Below are 18,184 nucleotides of genomic sequence, written 5' to 3'. Positions count from 1 at the left end.
TCATTCCTATCAATCCTGAATTGGCCAATCCGCCATATCCACCGCGTTCAAACGAGAATTTGGCTGGTCACCTTTCCACTTACGGATGAAAACATTTTCAGGATCATAGAGTTGGGTCTGTTTATCTAGATCAAACTTTCTATTTCCCCTCGGGTCAGCACCTACTCCAGCCAAATATTGCCAGTTTCCCCAATTCGACCCGACATCATAATCAATAAGCATGTGCTGGAAATAACACGCACCATAGCGCCAATCGAGTGATAGCTCGTGCACCAAACAGCTCGCGACCAGCTGCCTCCCCCGATTAGACATGTAACCCGTTTCGCGGAGTTGGTTCATGCAAGCATTCACAATGGGAAACGGCGTGTTGCCTTCGACCCACTGACGTAATCTTGAGGCATAAAAAGTGGTCAGGGGACGCTTGTCTTGTATCCCACCAAATGCAAACAGCTTGGCGCCATGTTTGTGGCTGTACCAATGAAAGTACTCGCGCCAGAGTAGTTCAAACAGAATCCAGTAAGTGGACTCGTTACTACCATGCTTTTGCTCGAAACGGTGTAGTTGATTCACCACTGCTCTGGGCGACACATTGCCGTTGGCTAACCAGAGAGAAAATTTGGTCGAGCTGCTCCAGTTATCGAGTTCGTTGCGTGTGGATTTGTAACTAAGCGCCGCCTGAGTAGCAAAGTAGTCTCGCACATGCCCTAAGCCCGCCAGTTCACCTCCACGAACGCTGCCATGAAGCTTCAAAGAAGAAGGTTCGCACCCATAGCTGGCAGGGAGGCCATCTCGATTATTCATTGGAGGTGGTAGCTGGGTCGTAGTTTGAGATGGGGACGGCACTACAATGCTTTCCATTTTGTTCTTAAAACGAGTGAAAGAATGTGGCAAGTCTTCTAAGTCAAAAGGCAGTAACGTTTGGTGAAATAAGGACTCGGTATCATCACGATGCAAAACGATATCGGTGCGCTTGAAGAGCGCTTTAGTAACCACATAGTCAATGTACCAGCTTGCACTGTTCGCTACATACAGGTCAGTAATCGAATAATAGTCGAACATCTGTTCTAGCTGGCTCACGGCCTCATCAAGGCTGGTGACTGAAACTTGATGTAGTACTTGCCCGAGTTGCATCAGAGATTGGTTCAGCTCACCCAGCGCCTGCATTTTGAACTCTCGCTTCGCTGAATCGTCTATCTCTACCGGCAGAAAGCGTCTGTCATACATGGTTTTCAGCTCATCAAAGTACACGCAATGCAGTCTGTCGACGTGCTCACTGGCCTTTTGTAATAACTTATTATCGTGCAACCGGAGATCATGGTTGAACCAATAAATTCCTCTTCTTTTTGACATACCATTTCCCAACGTCATCTTTTCCCAGACATCTGATACGCAGTAACACCCTTGATAGCTTAGAAGAGAGTTGGTCATTCTGTGATTCCATCACGTAGAAACTTTGTTGAAGCTATAAACAACACCTCAAGGAGGGCTTTGGGATGTCATTGAAAAAAAACCTCGATAAACTCGCTCCTCATTTTGAAGCGGGAGGCAAATACCAAACTTTTTATCCACTTTATGAGGCAGTCGCCACGTTGTTTTACACGCCTGGGCACGTCACTCGAGGACAGACACATCTGCGGGATAGTATTGACCTCAAACGCATCATGATAATGGTTTGGATCGCTGTATTCCCCGCTATGTTCTGGGGGATGTTTAATATTGGCAACCAGACTGTCGCAGCGCTATCGGTCACCTATTCCCCAGAAGAAATCAATCAAATGATCGCCGAAAGCTGGCGCCTATCATTGGCATTTGGGTCTGCCAATGATCTGATTGCGGCGGGCTGGGCAAGTAAAATGTTGTTTGGCGCTAGCTACTTCTTACCTGTCTACCTCACCGTCTTTATTGTGGGCGGCTTTTGGGAAGTCCTTTTTGCTATCGTCCGCAAGCATGAAGTTAACGAAGGTTTCTTTGTCAGCTCAATCTTGTTTGCTCTCATCCTCCCGCCAACTATCCCGCTTTGGCAAGCAGCATTAGGGATAACCTTTGGTATTGTGGTCGCTAAGGAGGTTTTCGGCGGTACAGGGCGCAATTTTCTAAATCCGGCTCTCGCTGGACGGGCATTTCTTTACTTCGCCTACCCCGCTCAAATGTCTGGAGGGGCCGTATGGGTCGCCGCAGATGGTTATTCGGGCGCTACACCGCTAAGCCAATGGTATGAAGGTGGGGAGAGTGCCCTTTATAGTACCCTAACCGGACAACCATTAACGTGGTGGGATGCTTTCTTTGGCAACCAGCCTGGGTCTATGGGCGAAGTATCAACATTACTGATTATGTTGGCGGGTATATTCTTGATAGCAATCGGAATCGCCTCTTGGCGAATTGTGGCGGGAGTCTTAATTGGCCTCACCGTAACCGCCACTTTACTGAATGCCATTGGTTCGGATTCCAACCCTATGTTTTCGATGCCCGTTTATTGGCATTTCGTCATTGGTGGTGTCGCTTTTGGTACCTTTTTTATGGCAACCGACCCAGTGTCCGCTGCGTTTACTGATACAGGGAAATGGGCTTATGGTTTATTGATAGGAGTTATGACTATTGGTATCAGAGTGCTCAACCCAGCCTATCCGGAAGGTATTATGCTCGCCATATTATTTGCTAATTTATTCGCACCGCTATTCGACCACTTCGTGAAAGAGGCCGTAGTTAGACGGCGAGAGAGACGCATTAGCAATTAGACGCTACAAATTTACACAGCCAACAAATAATGGCGTTAATTTTAATGCATTTTATAAATAGCGCCATTATTGAACCAAAATCACGTTAATATTTGAGTCCGTTTTCAAAAACTGAACTTTCTAAAGTGACAAACTACTGAACTCGTTGGATAATTATAAATAATCGGACCAGAAGAGTCTGAGTTCAAATTAAGTGCAAGCCTCGCCAATCAGAATGAGCCAAGGACAATAGTTAGATCATGAAAAAGAACGATTTTCAGAAATCGGCGGCTAATTTAAAAAAAGCAGTACCATTGATGGTAAAACACCACGTTCCCGCGACGCCTGCCAATTATGCACTTTGGTATACTTATGTCGATCAGACCATTCCAGAACTGAACGCTGAAGTTGACGCTATTCTCAAAGATTTCGACATTTTACCGCCAGCAAACACCAATCTACTTTATCGCGACCATATTGCCGGCAAAGCCGAAGTTAATTTGCAAGATCTCAAACACAATATGGAAGCCCTAGTTACTGAAGTTTCAAGTTCAATGACGGATGCCATCGCCGATACATCACAGTTCTCCAAAGTGCTTGAGCAAAGTTTTGACGGATTAAGCACGCAAATAGAATCGCAGCGCGATCCGACACTTGATGAAGTAATGCCTTTGATTCAACAGTTGGTTGACGAAGCAAACGACATTCGCCATTCAACCGACTTTATTCATAACCAACTAAAAAACGCCAGCGATGAGATAGCGCGCCTAAAATCACAGTTGGCTAAGGTTCAATGCAATGCGTTATTCGATAGTTTGACGTCATTGTATAATCGCGGAGCGTTTGACGCCGACCTCAACATGTTCTGCGATGCTAAGCAGCCAATGAGCCTCATTTTTTTGGATATTGACCACTTTAAGAAATTCAATGACGAATTCGGGCACCTATTTGGTGATACGATCTTAAAAGGTATTTCACAACGTCTAAAACAAGCTTGTCGAGGTGGGATAACTGCCTACCGTTTTGGCGGAGAGGAATTCGCATTGATCATTCCGAATAAGTCCTTGAGAGTGGCAAGACAAATGGCGGATGCACTGCGTCTGGCCATTGAAAAAATGACGATTAAAGATCGAAAAAATGGTTCAAAGGTCGGCAATATTACCGCTTCCTTTGGTGTCGCTGAATTTACAGCAGGTGATACCTACACCTCACTGGTCGATCGCGCAGATAAGATGCTTTATGATGCCAAACGAGCAGGCCGCAACCGAGTTATGCCTTTTTAATCGCTCAGTAAAAACCCTAGTCATAAATTAGAATAACAAGGGCAGATAATTCACTCTCTGCCCCTTTTATTACGTCACGATAAATACTGCTCTATATCTACTTCATCAATCTGTTCAGGGTTTAAGAACTTCATGGCAAATGTTTGGTAAACCCCAGACGTCAAGAATAGCTTAAATAACTCTGCATCAAGGTGTTGGTCTTTGACCATAAAAGACATGATCTTAATCGACTCTGATAACGTCTTGGGTTCTTTATAAGGTCTATCTGCACTGGTCAACGCTTCAAAGACATCGGCTAACGCCATCACTCTGGCAGTAAGCGGCATTTCATCGGCTTTGAGCCCCATAGGGTATCCCGTTCCATCCACTTTTTCATGATGACCGCCAGCTATAGCAGGAACATTACGCATTCCTTTTGGAAATGGCAGACTCTCCAGCATCTTAATGGTTTCAACGATATGGTTGTTAATCACATAACGCTCCTCATCGTTTAACGTGCCTTTGCGAATCGATAAGTTATACAGCTCTCCCAAATTATTCTGATACATCGGTTTTTTAAGCGTAAATCGAGTCGAAGGCTCTGTTTCAACTGCCCATGGAATGGCATGATATGGCTGATCGGCCAACACCGACTCACTTTCACCAGGTTTTGTTTCAGCTTGCTCATAACGTCGACGCTCTTCCCAAGACAACCCTTGGCCTTCATCAATAGTTTTAGTCCATTGCCTCAGAGCTATAGAATGAAGACGTGTCACCGCATCGTCCGTCATAAATTCACCGCCTACATTCGTAGCGGCAATAAAGGCAAAATCGTCATCAATGTGCTTCCATGTAGCATCAAGCTCTTGTTGTAATTCCAACGATAATGGTTCACCTAGGGCCTGCTGTAATATCAAGATATGTGCATCACGTTTAAGCACCTCGAATCGTGTTCTTATTTCGTGAATGCGGTTATAGATTGTCTCTAGCTTCACTGCTTTATCAACCACATGTTCTGGCGTCGTCACCTTGCCACAATCATGCAGCCAAGCTGCAAGTTGCAACTCTTGCCACTCTTCAGATGACAGCTTAAAGTCTTTAAATGGCTCGGCTTCAGACTGCTCGGCCGCTTTGGTCAACATTTCTGTTAGTACTGGAACACGTTGACAGTGATTGCCCGTGTATGGAGATTTCGTATCAATCGCTCCCGCCATAACCTCAATAAACGAGTTAAGCAACGCTTTTTGATTAGCAAGAATTTGCTGAGACTCAATGGCAACAGAAGCGTATTCGCTTAACGATTCAATAAATGGCAAACGTGTGGTCGACAACGTATCAAGCTGTTCATTTTCAATAATCAAACCGAAACCACCTAACACCTGACCGCCTCTGTCTAACAACGGTAGAAACAAGAATACGTCATGGGTTCCTATTTGCGGAATAGCATGTTTGATTTCCTGATATTCGACCGCTAACGCTTTTGGGCGGGTGCCATTTAAAGATTCGAATAAATACGCGACATCTGGATTCTTTGCATCAATTGGTGACAGTTCAGAGAGATCAAACTTATCGTCCGTTTTTGAGACCACACTGTGCGGAATCAACACGTTGTCATCATCACTTAGATACAACAAAGCACGCTTCGCACTGGTCGCATCTAGTGCTCCGTTAGCCACTAAATCCAACAAAGGTTTCAACTCGTCTTGCCTTGCAATCGCATTGGTCAATAGCAAGAACCTAGACAACGTCTGCTGCATACCAAACAGGGCGTGAGATAAGTCATGAATCTCTTTGATATGTGACTTTTGCGGTGTCTTTTTAGAAAAGTCAAAACTCTCAATTTTCTGTGCCCGTAGTGTTGCCCTTCGAATCGGTGCAGAAACGCGCTGTGCTGTAATATACACAAAAGGGAGAGCAACCAATAAGACGATCACAGAGGTCAGAATCGATCGCTTGGCGATAACTTGAGACTTATCCAACAACTCTGTGGATTTCACCATCATCATCAAATACAAGTCATGACCCGAGTTGTTGACCGACTTGGTGACTTTACCTATCCATTTTTCACCGTCGACATAAAACTCATGTACGGTATCTACCGTATTGCCAAATAACAGAACAGCTTCGTGAACAACTGGGTTATCAATATCTTCAATAAGAATGGTGGCACTATCCAAAGCGTCTTCTTGAATGATTACTTGCTTCGGGTTGCTGTAGGCGTACAAGCGCCCACTTTCATCGTAGAGCACCCGAAATGAAGATTTGCGACTGATGGTTTCGGCAAGCACCTGGGAAATTTGATCTAAGGTGATGTCCGCCGCGACCACCGCTCCGCTCTCTGAGCGCCTTGATACCGTGACACCAATTTTACCCAGTTTTTGAAAATAGTAGGGAGCCGACATCGCTACAGAGTCACGATTGGCTATATCAAACCACTCTCGGTCTCTTAAGTCGGTCTGATACCCATCTTGCGAGGTAAAATTGACTAATTCGTGTGCTTCATTGTATTCGTATCTGTGCAAGAGTTGCTGATCAGCATAGTAACTAAACACCACGTAATGTGCTTCAGGAGAAACCTCAAAACCTTTTTGGATCTTACGGTCAAATACTCGATAAACACTAAAATGGTCACCATTAGGTAGTGTTAAAGTATAGGAAAAAATAGAAGGGCTAGCGGATAATAAATAACTGATTTCGGGGACGTAATTTAGACGTTCTTCATGTGTTGAAAAACGACTCAACTGCCCTTTGGAAAACGCAGTGACGGTCGAAAATGCAGGACTATAATGATGAAGCAAATTAGCTCTCGCTTCACCAGATATTCGATCAAATAGATGGTCATTAGCGTCGACCAATACTTTATTTAAGCTTGAATACGTAAGCCATAACTGCACACCACACACCAACATCACAATGATGATAAACAAACTCGATATGTGTATGTGCAGCGGGTAACGGAACCAACTTTTGCCCGCCTTCTTGAAATCCATTTCACGTACCTAAAACTAATTAGCTGATAATTAATAATAGGTTACGCCAACGATTTTAGTAGCTTAACTCCTCCACATACTGAGAAATATCTACGTCATCTATTTGCTTGCTATCAATGTGCGCCTGCGCATAGTCACGATAGACACCAGAGGTTAAAAACAGTTTGAACAAAGCTGGGTCCAAATGTCCGTCCTTGACCATAAAACTCATGATTTTAATGGCTTCAGAAAGCATCTTTGACTTCTTGTATGGTCGGTCACAACTTGTTAGTGCCTCAAAAACATCAGCGATAGCCATGGCACGAGCAGGGAGGGGAAGTTCGCTGGCTTTCAAACCTAATGGATACCCGGTTCCGTCCACTTTCTCATGATGACTGCCAGCTAAAAGAGGCACATTTTTCATATGTCTTGGGAATGGCAAGCTCTCTAGCATTCGCAGTGTCTCTATCATATGGCTGTTTATGATGTAGCGTTCTTCAGGGTTCAACGTGCCTTTGCGAATGGTTAAGTTGTACATCTCACCTTGGTTATTTTGATGCTCACCAGCCTTTAAAACAAAACGTTCTTCCCGAAGAGGCGCTTTTTCCCACGCAACCAAGTGCGATTCATTATCTGCCAACACGGGAACATGTTTACCTTCAACAAAAGGATTGTCCGAATAACGTGCGAGCTCCTCCCATGAAAGACCTAATCTAGGATCAATCGTGCTCTGCCATGTTCTTTGAGCAATAGTTTCTAAACGTTTTACTTTGTCGTCATCTAAAAACTCAGAGCCCAAATTGATTTCAGCAATCAGTGCAAATTCCTTATCTAACTCTTCCTGAGCCAAGCGAATCGCTTCCAAGTGCTGATTATCTATTTGACCACTAAATTTAGCTCGATAAGTGGTTAGTTCTACATCGCGCTTTAATACCTCAAAGCGAGTCCTGACTTCATGAATTCGATTGTAGATGGTCTCCAGTTTGGTGGACTTATCGATAATATGCTCAGGTGTGGTCACTTTCCCGCAGTCATGTAGCCAAGAGGCAATATGCAGCTCTTCCCACTGTTCTTTACTCATTGAAAAATCGGCGAAAGACCCTTTAGTAGAGTCCTGAGCTGCTTGAGTCAGCATTTCAGTCAACACTGGAACACGCTGGCAATGGTTGCCGGTATAGGGTGATTTGGTATCAATAGCTCCTGCCATCACTTGAATGAATGAGTCCAATAGCGCTCTCTGGTCAGCCAACATTGTTTGAGTTTCAATGGTAACAGAGGCATATGCGACCAACGTCTCTAGATACTCTTTGTTATCCATTAATACTTGAGATTCATGCTCTTCATCAAAGCCTAAACCCAGCCCACCAATTACTTTTTTGTTGCGGTCTATCAAAGGAATAAACAATAAGTTGTCGGTTTCATTTTCCTTAACAACAAAAGGCCTAGCCTCGTAATACTTAGAATAAACCGGTTGCTTTTGATTAAAAAATACCTCTACATCTTGAGCAAGCCTAGGTTCATCTAGAGGTAATCGCGGCTGTGTAGTGATATCAATAATGCCTTTGGTTTTGAGCTTGATAAACTTAGGTTCGAGATATTTCTCATCTTTACTCAACAAATACAAATATGTACTGTTTGCGCTCGTTGCATCTGCGGTTTCGACACAAACCAATTCAAGTATCCGCTCTAGGTCATTCTCTTTTGCCATTGAATTGGTCAGAGAAAGAAAACGCTTTATTGTCGCCTGCATCACCGTCAATGAATCCGACATAGCTTTGATTTCAGTGACTCTAGAGTGCTCCTGACCACCATCATCAAAGTTGAAATGTTGTATGGCTCGTGCTTTCTGAGTAGCCTGACGAATTGGCCGTGCTAGCCACTGCGAAAGATAGTAAATGCAGGGTAATGCGATTAATAATGCGAAGAACGAACCTATCAGCGAGCGTTTCGCTACAATATTGGCATCTTTCAAGAGCTGCTCTGACTTTACTGCCATCACTAGGTTAAATAGCTGGTCACGAGTGCCGCGCAGCTTATCGACTTTAACTACCCACTTTTCTCCTTGATAGTTGATTTCTTTGGCTTGCGGACCGAACTCAACGATGTTTGTTGTTCCTGAGATTAAAGGGTGGTTAATTTCTCCCAACTTGAGAGGTGCCGACTGTCTTAAAGCATCTCTTACTTCAAATAATTCAGGTCGGCTGTAAGCAAATACATTAAAGTCGTCGTCATACAACACTCTAAGTGCATCGCGGTTTTCATCACTGTCCCTTAATACTTCAGATACTTGATCCAATAAAATATCCGCTCCAAACACCGCTCCATTAGCTGCTTTTCGATGAATAGTGATACCGGTTCGCGACAGTACCGGCATAAAATATGGTTTAGATACGTGAGCGTGTACCAGCGATGCTGTGCGAAACCAATCTAATTTTCGTGGGTTGCGAAGCGGGCTACTCATTTCACGGGATTGCAGCAAGGCAAGGTGAGCACTGTAAGTTCTGACCTCTAGCTTATTTGTATCTGTATTAAAGTTTAACGCCGCATACTCTGCACTGTGGTCAATCCCTAAATGAGTCCGCATCCGATCATCCGCTAAACGAACAACCGCTAACCACTCACCATCAGGAAACGCCGCTTTTAGCGAGAAGATATGTCTATTTGCTCTTAAAAGCGACACTAACTCCGGGACAAATGCAAAACGCTGCTCTGGGTCTACTTCCCGAACCAGCTCTCCAGCTGAGTAGGCATCGACAATGCTAAATGCTGGGCCGAAGTGATAGGACATATTACTGCGTGTCTCGCCGGCGATACGTTCAAATAAGTTTTCATTCGCATTCAATAGAACTTTATTCATGCTCGTTTGAGTAATCCATATCTGAACACCACTTATCACCAACACCAAAATGACGAAAATTGCGGAGATATGAATATGCAAAGGCAGAGTGAACTTTTTACTGGATTGCGAGCTGGTTGGCATATCGACTAACACTTTGAATTGACACAATATAAGACTAGTCGAGTTAGCTATTGACGAGAAGTTAAATATAGAAAAATAATATAAAAAAATACCCCACTGCTCGTAAGTGGGGCTTCACTACCAAAGGAAAACGGTATTTAAGTAAAAGTGCTAGCGGGTATTAAAAGGCGAAACTAAATCCGAGGTTATAATCGTCACCGTTTTTCGCCGTAAACTCTTTGTCTTCACTACAAGCTCTAGGACGGCCTTGGTCATCACCTTGAACTAGGCTAACCCAATGGCGAATACCAGACGCATGGCATTGCTCTGTTTGGCCGAAGGTTGTGCACGTTTCTAGTTGGATATCTTCAATTTCTACAAGCTCTAGATTACCGGTTCCTTTGCGCTTACCCATCATCACTTCTACGTGTGTCCCACTCTCATCACGGAATAGAATTGCTTCAGGAGCACATTTATCACCGGCGTAAGCCACAAAGTGTTTTGCGCGCTTCAACCCCGTATGCTCACCATTCTTAAAATAAGCTTGCACGTGACGATAATCTATTTCGTAACTTACCACGTCTTCGTGTGAGCCATTTTCTAGTGGAAACAAAGTATCAAGCAGCTGTTTCGCCATCTTTTGTTTCTCTATTTGCTCGTCGGCTTTCACCATTTCCACGGCAAAGACAGCTTCTGCGATAAACGTTGAGTGGTTTTTATGTAGTTCTGTTTTATCGAATGTCAGCATGTTCATAGTCTTTCCCTCATACGGCCTTTTGTTCTATTTAGAGCAAATATCCTAAACAAGTGTTTAAATTTATATTCGTTTTGTGATTTGTATACTTTGTAGACTAGCCTGTTTTTGACTACAATTTCACAACAAAAATTTTACAATGTGAATTTTACAAAATGCCTCTGTCAAAAAGTCTAATCCGTCAGTCCCATTTTTTGGGCACTAAGGTAAGAAACCTTAGAAAACGCAACCATTTAACAATGGAAGACCTCTCTGCGCGTTGTATTCGCATCAACCCAGAGTACGCTCCTTCTGTTTCGTATCTATCGATGATTGAACGAGGAAAACGCGTCCCAAGCATCGATATGCTTGAAGTTATCGCCGAAGTTTTCCAAAAAGATCCAGCATGGTTTTTAGATAATGAGCCTGAGCAAGAAGAAATTACTCCGGTTAAAGGCAATCGCGGAGGCATCAGTGGCATGGCTTTAGAGCCAAGCTTTTTATTTTCAAACGACATACTGCAAATTGCCATTCCGGAAATGTTGTCGCAAACCGGAATCACCGGAAGACAATTCGCCCATCTTTTGATCCGCGCTCACCAAGAAAGTTTGCAAAACCACTTTCCCGATCTAGAACGGGCTGCAGAAGAAGTGGGACTGAAGCGATTGAATCTATCTGTAGAAGATCTGATCGATATTGCTGGCGATTTAGGTTTGCGAGTTCAATGGGTCAATCGCACACCGAAAGATGTGGTGGATGAGTTAGGAATTAATGCTAAGCAACTCGTTACCTCGTTTTTTGAGCCTCCAGGTACCATCTACCTAAACGAAATACTCAAAGCATACCCAACAAGACTCAAATATGATCTAGCGGTTTATATCGGACACCGAATTTTGCACAGTGAAGAAGGGCTGAAAAGCGTACTCAGTGTTGGTCATCACAATAGCTGGGAAGACTCTGCAGCCAACCAGTCCACATCTGCTCTCAACTCACAAGATATTTTGCAAGCATGGCGAGATTTTGAATCCAGCTTTTTTGCAGGAGCCCTACTTTGCCCTAAAGTCCCGTTTAGACAACTACTAGACAGAAGTGGGTATGAAATCGACGTTCACAAACGTGCAGGCGTATCTCCGTCTGTCGCCATGCGTCGTATGACCGTGGTATCTCCCTATCCACATTGGCACTATTTCGACGCCTACGGGCCTGGAAAGCTCAAAGCCGTCTACCGAGGAAACGGTATTCCGCTGCCATGGGGAAATATGCGGATGGTGAACGACCCGTGTCAACACTGGGCGGTATTTAGGCGCTTATCTGAACCTCAAAACGGCTCTTCTGCACAAATCTCTATTCTTAATGTGGGTGATGAACCTCGTATTTATTGCTGTGAATCCATCAACATGACCGACCCGGCTGGAAATAATCGAGTACTCTGCGCGGGTATTGATCTAAATCCTGCGATAGATGCTCAAGGCGGCAACGCATTGGAGATAGCCAGTGAACTAAAACGATCATGTGTCGAAGGGGGTGGCAGTGTCAGCATTCCTCGTTCTATCAAAAAGGATCTGCAAACAGTGGCTAAAATCCTCAATATCAATTGGGTTGAACGAGGTATTGAAGGCGATGCACGGTTAATTTGTTCGAGAGGAGCAGCATGTCCGAGAAAACCAAGCTGTTATGAAGGCTGTGCTGAAAGTAAGGGAGTTGAACTAGGCGATATTGTGTAAGCCTTAGTGATTTAGCTCTTAGCCTAAAAATAAAAAAAGCCAGCCACCAAATAGTGTGACTGGCTATATACAAGTGTGAACAATAGAGGTTCACTAACAACGTCAGTTGGCTAGGTGACCCTCGGCTTAAAAAGGGTCGCTCTAAGTAATGCATCAAGCGTGCCAACTTTTTAAATCGTTGTTTTCAGATAATTCTGGTCAGATAAGTATCGATTTCATGTAAACCATACTCATATGGTATTTTCATTTTGCAAATACAGTTGCATTTTGCAATTGACCCTTCTCTATATTTGCAAAAACGCATTAAAAAAACCATAGCAATATGAAATCAGTATCTAAGCAACCTGCTATTTATAAAACAGTACCAATAGATAAGAGACTAAATACCCTACAATGCTCCAACATTTTAGGTTCTCTGTAGTGTTAGAGCTTAATTCCTTCAAGCTCCAGCAGCTTTCTTTTTCGTTCAACTCCGCCAGCATAGCCTGTCAATGTACCACTTTTCCCAATTACGCGATGACAAGGAACGATAACTGAGATGGGGTTTTTTCCATTTGCAGCTCCAACGGCTCTTACGGCTTTAGGTTTGCCTATTCGATTCGCTAACTCTTGGTAACTTATCGACTCTCCGAAAGGGATATCACACAATGCTCGCCAAACAAGCTTTTGAAAATCAGTTCCTTCAGCTGCTAAGGGGAGATCAAATGACTGTACCTTGCCTTCAAAGTAACAAGAGAGCTGTTTAGAAGCTTCAGCCAAAATTGGATGCTCGGGAGCTAGTGAGCCCAGAACATCGGGCAATGTAGTATGCTCTTCAAACCAAAGCCCTAGCAGACCATCATCGTTCGCTTGAATAGTGACATCCCCAAGTGGGCTTGGTGTTATTAGGTAGTAGTTCATGAAAAATGACTCCAACAATGTAATGTAGCGTAGCTTCCCCAAGGTGACACATTCGCAGCGTTCAATTGTGGGTGCTCAGCAAGGTATTTTTTAACGATCAAATCTGTATCAAGAAACAAGTTGGGCTCGGAGGCTCCCCTCATCTTTGCATAACTAATGGTCCATGGACCTATGCCTTTTAGAGCCAGCCAGTTATTTGGTGTGTCCTCGGGCGAATTGGTAATATGATGAGCCAACCGGGCTAATGTCTCTTTTCGACTGTTTGGCATTTTAAGAAAACTAAGGTCGGAACGGGCGACGATATCCGCACTAGGAAAAACTCGCTGCCCAGATACCGTATGATCCAAAGTGTCAGTCAGCAAGTTAAGCTGCCCTATAGCTGCTTTTACCGAAACCTGCTGCCCAACTACAGCTCGAACACCCGCTTCCCAAGTCGACCACACACCAGGAAGCCGCAGCCCTGATTTAATAACTAATTGGTCGTCGTACTTCGATAGCAACTCTTCAATCAAAGCCACATCGGTGTTTAAATCAAAGACTCTTTTTATATTGCTCATCAACCAAGACAGTTTTGTGACATCTTCCAATTCAAATTCCACTTTGATTGTTTGCTTGCCCTCAACATCAGCGTGTAACTTGAACCAAGCTAAACTACCATCAATCTCCACATAACGAGCGTAGCTGTATTGCGTCACTTCTTCTACGCCTTCTATTGCTCTTAAACGATAAAAATCGAGTAACGACTCCCAGTGATATTGACCTCGGTAAGCCAAATGAATCACATTGCGACCGCTGTCATCTTGCCTTGCATGGTGACGCCTCATTTCTGAAGGCGTCAATTTAAGATACTTCTTAAAGGCATCATTGAATCGTCGAGTACTATTAAAACCGCTGGCAAAGCCAACATCAGTTATTGATAGTGAACTGTTGTGAAGCAGTTGTTTGGCAAACATTAATTGATGATATTGAGCATACACCTTGGGTGACATACCCAGGTGGTTTTGAAATAGTTGTCTTAAGTATCGACTGGTAACGCCGAGCCTATCTGACAACGTTTCCAAATTGGAGTGCTGTAACGCCCCCTGCTCGATCAAACTTAATGCTCGTCGAAAACTGGTTTCTTTACCAAGCCAGGCCCACGAATTAGGCGCACTATCCGGACGACAGCGCAAACAAGGTCGATATCCTGCCTGCAACGCTACAGGCGCCGTAGAGAAATACTCAACATTCTCCTCTCGTGGCAAGTTTGCTGGACAAATAGGGCGGCAAAAAATGCCCGTTGTCTTCACTGCCACAAAAAATACGCCATCAAACCTTGGATCCCTTGATAATCGGGCAACAGAACATTGCTCTCTACTAAGTGACTCCATACCTGCCTCTAACCTTGCCTACTCTATCGCCAGTGTAACGCACATTTTGCATCTTACTAGCCACTTTCGGAACTCAAGGGCGACATGAAATCTTCATCAAACCATCACACAATATTAAAAAACCCAAGTAAAAGTAGCGTCTAACCAATGAGTTAATGAACAAACCAAAAAACGTTGAAAAAATCGATGGGTAGAATTTTAAAAACCTTACATCCTCTGTCTATACTGAGGCTGAGTTCGATGATTAACGTCATTTTATGAGGGTGGCTATGTCAAATGTAGATTTTCGTCTTGGAAAGAGACCTTTTTACGATAACAAGCGGTTTCGACGTGGATTTGCTAAATCTGGCGATTTTACTTTAGCTGAAGAAGATATCTTGATTCGCTTTGGAGATACGATGAGTTTGCTAGAAAGTGGCGAGCTATCTCCGGAATCGGATTCAGAAAAACACTTTCTAGAAGTGCTCCAAGACGAAAGTCATGCAGAGAGCAAACTAGAAAAAACATGGTTGAAATACATACACCTTGCACGCGATAGGAAAAGGTTTCATGCATTAAATGGTAAGAAATCTGAGCCAGAGACAATCAATGAAGATGTGGACTATGACGATTCAGATGTGCTCAGTGATGACATAACTGATGAGAATATAGATTCTGACAACTAGTTTTACAGGAAAACCAAGGCTCTCCAGCTTGTCGTAAATATATGTGATAGCTTATACAACTAGCTGTCACATATAGCTTTTAAACCTATTTCTCGATCTCAACCTCAGCTTTTTCTATCACCTTTATTATTTATTTTTTGCTTATATACTCTATTGTTAATAAAGTAAATTATAAAAATATTCGTGGAAGAGCATGCTTACTGAATTAGACGAAGTATATGAGGTGCTTTCTTGTTTACCTGACCCTGTCTTCATAATAAGTGAAGAAGGAGAATATGTTGATTTTCTTGGCGGGACTGATACTCAGTCGTATCATGACGGCAGTGTACTGATTGGGCAAACTCTGCACTCGGTAATGCCTTCCGAGCAAGCCGACTGGTATATCAGTCAAATCATCACATCACTCGATAATAATCAGGTCATGACTGTCGAATATGATCTATGCGTTGAAGATCTTAACGGCATTGACCCCAAATCGGGTCCAGCAGGCACATTAAGGTTTGAGGGCAAGATCTTTCCGCTTTCTTTTACCTGTAAAAACCAAAGGGTAGTTTGTTGGCTCACTCGAAACATATCGAAGCGCCATCGCCTTGAACTAAAGCTCCGTAAACAGAGTGAATCCGATCCACTCACACAAATAGCTAATCGCCGCTATTTTTTCTCCACATTAGCAACCATAACTAAAAGCACGACCCCACACTGTTTATTGTTGATGGATATTGATTACTTCAAAAAGGTCAACGATACCTATGGACACCTAGCTGGGGATAACACGCTAAAAGAAGTGGTTGCTCGAATACAAGATATCATTCGGCCTGATGATACTTTCGCCCGAGTAGGTGGCGAAGAATTCGCACTGCTTCTACCTGATATTGAAGAACACACGGCTTACGAGATTGCGGAACGCATTCGCTGTACCATAGCCGATACGCCTTTCCACTATGAACAGCAGACCTTTTCGATAACATTGAGCGTTGGCGTAACCCAAGCTCGCTATCAAGAGCGAAATAATCATATTTTTTCAAGAGCGGATGACGCGTTGTACATTGCAAAGAGCCGAGGTAGAAATCAAAGTATGGTATTAAGTTAGCCGATCAGCACAGAGTACTCGACCACTAAAAAGCGGCCACTTGACCGCTTTGACTTTACCTTACGAAATTTCCTGACAGGTTACTTGTTGCTATTCACTAATACGTAAGTCGGCCCCGCACTATCAGCGGTAATCAATTGCAACTCAGAGGTGTTTGCCCCTGCTCCTTGGTATTGATTAAACCCGTTTTCCAAGGACATGTTTGGAAGTGTTAGTGAGTAATTTTCTAACTGCTCTTGCCCTACTATAGTTGAGGTGTAAAACTCATTATGGTAACTGGCATCAACCAGAGGAAACTGCTCTGTAGCTCGTACACTCACAAACTCTGGGTTTTGTGAATTGTCGACGACATTGTTGTTAAATCGAATATCAACACCAGCAAAAATATTGTCTACTTCGGCATTATTGAACAAGCTAACACGGTGAGATTGATTACCGTAAACAATGCCCCACTCGGTATCAACAAACGTGTTGTTCTCTATGTCGATGTTCTTTGGTGTCCATTGCTTGTTTAGCTCTTTTCCTTTTACAGACTGGTCAAGCTGCTCGCCGTTTTTTACGTCGATAATCCCTGTATTAATGACAATACCACCTCGAAGATCAGCGTTACCTTCAATTAGTCCATCACGCCCACGTGTGTTAGCAAAGTAGTTATTGCGAATCACATGATCTTCATCGTAGATGCGCACACCACCTGTTAGCAATTTCTTGTTTCCAAGAATAACATTGTTCTCTACCTTATTACCTTTACCATGTCTCAATGAAATCAACGCTGCACTTTCGAATATTGTGTTACCCGAAATCTCGTTATCACCCGACTTGATCGAGATAAGTTCACGTTCTCCATCCATATCTACGAGCAAATTATCGACAAACTTAGAACTAGAATCCCATTGCGAAGATTTCGAGTCACCAATTCGAATCGCTTCCCAGCTGTTACCGTTGTAACGAACGGCTTCTTTTATATCTAACTCATTAAACTGGTTCTGTTTCTGATCAACAAAAATATTATGAGCAATAAGGTGGTTATCTGGCGTCTCATCTTTCTGAACACCAATCAAAGTGCCACGTTTTTGCTTTCCTTCAAATCGATTATTGATGACTTTTCCATCTTTACCCCATAAGGACACCCACAGGTATTTAGGATATTCAGAACGACGCTCATCAGGTTCGTACGCATAATCATGATTGAAGTAATAGAATGTGGAATTTTGCAGTGTGTTTCCGTTACCCATCATGCGAACTCCGCCGAAACGTTCCGCCGGGCCGCCTTCGGTGAACACCAAGCTATCTAGCGTCACGTTGTTACCTGTTAGTTCAAATTGAACCAGACCCGTAAACCAAACCGCTCCTGCAGTTTCGGCCTTAATCGTCACACCATTTGCCGCAATTGTTACATGCCCCAAATTGGTATATTTTCCATCTGGAATCGTAATCACCTCACCATCTTTTGCATTCTCAAGTTGAGATTTAAGTGCGTTAACCTGTTGGTCTGATTTGGACTCCAGTGTCGCACCATCAACATCAACCAATCTGTCACTCGACAAAAGGTAATCGCGTGTCACTTCATTAAACGCCATCGGCACAGACGTTTGAAGCATTGTTTTATTAGCGTGAGTAGTGTCAACATTCGTGTTACCACAACCAACCAGCGCAACTGAGGCGAATACTGCCGTTAAAGATAAAGCGAGGACATTTTTTTTCATGTGATTCTCTTTATGAATTCTTGTTGGATTAGATTTAACAATGGACTTGCTTGAACGTTGCAAGCATTAGAAAGGTTGAAAGCGGCTGGAAT

Annotated in this window: 12 protein-coding genes; 5 read left to right on the top strand and 7 right to left on the bottom strand. The window is 43.4% G+C overall.

Annotated elements, in window-relative coordinates:
- Window positions 1-9: 9 nt before the first annotated feature.
- Entirely contained in the window at window positions 10-1,428 is a 1,419-nt protein-coding gene (locus MMA19_RS11400) for a DASH family cryptochrome (protein WP_346657536.1), read from the bottom strand.
- Between the two features lie 65 nt (window positions 1,429-1,493).
- Between MMA19_RS11400 and MMA19_RS11395 the strand changes: the two genes are divergently transcribed.
- On the top strand, window positions 1,494-2,735 hold the full coding sequence (locus tag MMA19_RS11395) for an NADH:ubiquinone reductase (Na(+)-transporting) subunit B (protein WP_240206254.1): 1,242 nt from the start codon (window positions 1,494-1,496) through the stop codon (window positions 2,733-2,735).
- A 239-nt stretch (window positions 2,736-2,974) separates the two neighbouring features.
- Window positions 2,975-3,997 carry a diguanylate cyclase gene (locus MMA19_RS11390; protein ID WP_063602991.1) on the top strand — a complete coding sequence of 341 codons (1,023 nt, stop codon included), beginning with the start codon at window positions 2,975-2,977 and terminating at the stop codon, window positions 3,995-3,997.
- Window positions 3,998-4,071: 74 nt separating this feature from the next.
- Here the strand turns inward: MMA19_RS11390 and MMA19_RS11385 are convergent, their stop codons facing one another.
- The 3 genes from MMA19_RS11385 to MMA19_RS11375 all read right to left on the bottom strand — a co-directional run bounded on the left by MMA19_RS11385 (window position 4,072) and on the right by MMA19_RS11375 (window position 10,658).
- The gene (locus MMA19_RS11385; RefSeq protein WP_240206253.1) at window positions 4,072-6,966 is read right to left on the bottom strand and encodes an HD domain-containing phosphohydrolase; all 2,895 of its coding nucleotides are present in this window, start codon (window positions 6,964-6,966) and stop codon (window positions 4,072-4,074) included.
- 55 nt (window positions 6,967-7,021) lie between these two features.
- A complete protein-coding gene (locus tag MMA19_RS11380; RefSeq protein WP_240206252.1) occupies window positions 7,022-9,925 on the bottom strand; it encodes an HD domain-containing phosphohydrolase in 2,904 nt (967 codons plus the stop codon).
- Window positions 9,926-10,085: 160 nt separating this feature from the next.
- Window positions 10,086-10,658: a malate synthase gene (locus MMA19_RS11375; RefSeq protein WP_006070283.1), complete on the bottom strand. Its 573-nt coding sequence runs from the start codon at window positions 10,656-10,658 to the stop codon at window positions 10,086-10,088.
- 155 nt (window positions 10,659-10,813) lie between these two features.
- Here MMA19_RS11375 and MMA19_RS11370 point away from each other — a divergent pair, with 155 nt between their 5' ends.
- Window positions 10,814-12,361, top strand: coding sequence for a DUF3612 domain-containing protein (locus tag MMA19_RS11370; RefSeq protein ID WP_081411533.1), 1,548 nt, complete (start codon window positions 10,814-10,816; stop codon window positions 12,359-12,361).
- Window positions 12,362-12,784: 423 nt separating this feature from the next.
- On the opposite strand, the gene MMA19_RS11365 is transcribed toward MMA19_RS11370, so the two are convergent.
- Together MMA19_RS11365 and MMA19_RS11360 are read right to left on the bottom strand one after the other, a co-directional pair.
- On the bottom strand, window positions 12,785-13,261 hold the full coding sequence (locus tag MMA19_RS11365; protein WP_063602988.1) for a methylated-DNA--[protein]-cysteine S-methyltransferase: 477 nt from the start codon (window positions 13,259-13,261) through the stop codon (window positions 12,785-12,787).
- Complete coding sequence (locus tag MMA19_RS11360) at window positions 13,258-14,631, bottom strand: Ada metal-binding domain-containing protein (RefSeq protein WP_038222003.1); 1,374 nt, start codon at window positions 14,629-14,631, stop codon at window positions 13,258-13,260. The genes MMA19_RS11365 and MMA19_RS11360 overlap by 4 nt, the downstream gene beginning before the upstream one ends.
- 269 nt (window positions 14,632-14,900) lie before the next feature.
- Between MMA19_RS11360 and MMA19_RS11355 the strand changes: the two genes are divergently transcribed.
- Together MMA19_RS11355 and MMA19_RS11350 are read left to right on the top strand one after the other, a co-directional pair.
- Window positions 14,901-15,296, top strand: a complete 396-nt coding sequence (locus tag MMA19_RS11355; protein WP_031493109.1) for a DUF413 domain-containing protein — start codon at window positions 14,901-14,903, stop codon at window positions 15,294-15,296.
- Window positions 15,297-15,489: 193 nt separating this feature from the next.
- Window positions 15,490-16,386, top strand: coding sequence for a GGDEF domain-containing protein (locus MMA19_RS11350; RefSeq protein ID WP_240206251.1), 897 nt, complete (start codon window positions 15,490-15,492; stop codon window positions 16,384-16,386).
- A gap of 80 nt (window positions 16,387-16,466) precedes the next feature.
- Here the strand turns inward: MMA19_RS11350 and MMA19_RS11345 are convergent, their stop codons facing one another.
- Window positions 16,467-18,092, bottom strand: coding sequence for a polysaccharide lyase 6 family protein (locus MMA19_RS11345; protein ID WP_240206250.1), 1,626 nt, complete (start codon window positions 18,090-18,092; stop codon window positions 16,467-16,469).
- Between the last annotated feature and the right edge of the window lie 92 nt (window positions 18,093-18,184).

The organism is Vibrio sp. CyArs1 (genome assembly GCF_022432925.1).
GTDB classification, from domain to species: Bacteria; Pseudomonadota; Gammaproteobacteria; order Enterobacterales; family Vibrionaceae; genus Vibrio; species Vibrio mediterranei.
Note: the sequence above shows the minus strand (reverse complement) of the source record. Positions and strands in the feature narration are given on the sequence as shown.

Coding starts and splice junctions, on each gene's coding strand:
- MMA19_RS11385 (WP_240206253.1), bottom strand. CDS start 6,966: ATGGATTTCAAGAAGGCGGGCAAAAGTTGGTTCCGTTACCCGCTGCAC.
- MMA19_RS11375 (WP_006070283.1), bottom strand. CDS start 10,658: ATGAACATGCTGACATTCGATAAAACAGAACTACATAAAAACCACTCA.
- MMA19_RS11350 (WP_240206251.1), top strand. CDS start 15,490: ATGCTTACTGAATTAGACGAAGTATATGAGGTGCTTTCTTGTTTACCT.
- MMA19_RS11370 (WP_081411533.1), top strand. CDS start 10,814: ATGCCTCTGTCAAAAAGTCTAATCCGTCAGTCCCATTTTTTGGGCACT.
- MMA19_RS11380 (WP_240206252.1), bottom strand. CDS start 9,925: ATGCCAACCAGCTCGCAATCCAGTAAAAAGTTCACTCTGCCTTTGCAT.
- MMA19_RS11365 (WP_063602988.1), bottom strand. CDS start 13,261: ATGAACTACTACCTAATAACACCAAGCCCACTTGGGGATGTCACTATT.
- MMA19_RS11355 (WP_031493109.1), top strand. CDS start 14,901: ATGTCAAATGTAGATTTTCGTCTTGGAAAGAGACCTTTTTACGATAAC.
- MMA19_RS11345 (WP_240206250.1), bottom strand. CDS start 18,092: ATGAAAAAAAATGTCCTCGCTTTATCTTTAACGGCAGTATTCGCCTCA.
- MMA19_RS11390 (WP_063602991.1), top strand. CDS start 2,975: ATGAAAAAGAACGATTTTCAGAAATCGGCGGCTAATTTAAAAAAAGCA.
- MMA19_RS11400 (WP_346657536.1), bottom strand. CDS start 1,428: ATGACCAACTCTCTTCTAAGCTATCAAGGGTGTTACTGCGTATCAGAT.
- MMA19_RS11395 (WP_240206254.1), top strand. CDS start 1,494: ATGTCATTGAAAAAAAACCTCGATAAACTCGCTCCTCATTTTGAAGCG.
- MMA19_RS11360 (WP_038222003.1), bottom strand. CDS start 14,631: ATGGAGTCACTTAGTAGAGAGCAATGTTCTGTTGCCCGATTATCAAGG.